Source organism: Microvirga tunisiensis, assembly GCF_009296175.1.
GTDB classification, from domain to species: domain Bacteria; phylum Pseudomonadota; class Alphaproteobacteria; order Rhizobiales; family Beijerinckiaceae; genus Microvirga; species Microvirga tunisiensis.
In genome coordinates, this window is sequence record NZ_VOSK01000874.1 from 1 (window position 1) to 903 (window position 903).

General features: G+C 65.3%; 1 protein-coding gene and 1 pseudogene. One reads left to right on the forward strand and one right to left on the reverse strand.

Annotated features, from left to right (window positions below):
* Positions 1-126: 126 nt before the first annotated feature.
* A pseudogene (locus tag FS320_RS44250) lies at positions 127-554 on the reverse strand (transporter substrate-binding domain-containing protein); the annotation flags it as partial.
* A gap of 213 nt (positions 555-767) precedes the next feature.
* Between FS320_RS44250 and FS320_RS50535 the strand changes: the two are divergent.
* Positions 768-903 (forward strand): HWE histidine kinase domain-containing protein (locus FS320_RS50535; protein WP_342211980.1); only part of this gene is annotated, 136 nt, incomplete at its 3' end.

The following is a 903-nucleotide window of genomic DNA, read 5'->3' on the forward strand; positions in this document are numbered from 1 at the left end:
CCATCCGATCCCACTGGTGATCTTTCAACATCAGACGAACTCCGCTCACCCAAGCCTCCGCGCCCAAAAGGAGCTTGAATCAGATTTGCGAGTCCGTCGAAAGCCTGAATGTCAACGCGCTCTAGCAAGCTCGAGGGCCGAGGTGACATCGCGGTTGCGCATGACCATGAAGCCCTGGCCGTCGAAGTAGTTGATCGCGGGGAACTCGAGGCCGAGCTGGGTGTCGCGCGACATGGTCGCGGTCGAGTTGCGGGCGAGCACGTCGACCTGTCCGGACTTGAGGGCCGTGAAGCGATCCTGCGCCGAGAGCGGGACGAACTGCACCTTGGCCGGATCGTCGAAGATGGCGGCCGCGAGGACGCAGCAGAGGTCGACGTCGAGACCGGACCAATTGCCCTGCGCGTCCGGCGCGCCGAAGCCGGGGCGCCCCGGTTCGAGCCGCAGGTCAGGATCCCTTTCTGCTTCACGCTGTTCAGTGTCGCCTGGGCCGAGGCGGCCGTCGCGAGCAGGTTGGCCGCCAGGCCGACGGCTATCGATGCGAGAGCGTTGATCATGACGCTATCTCCCAATGTCGGTTTCGTCCCGTCACCACGAAGGTTGACGTATCGGTGCGTCGTGCTAGGCCGCCCTGGTCTTCTCTCCGGCGACACGCAGGGTTCCGCTTCCGACGGCTACTGCCGCCGTATCCGAGAACTGCATGAACCCGGCCGCGCGTCACCAGCACGGCGGTGCGGGATGCTGCCGGTGCGTTCCTCTACGCCGTGCGGGTGGCCGAAGACATCACCGAGCGCCGGCAGGCCGACAAGCGCCAGAAGCTGCTGATTGATGAGCTCAATCATCGGGTGAAGAACACGCTCGCCACGGTGCAGTCGCTGGCCTGGCAGGCCGCCCGTCCCGGTGTGC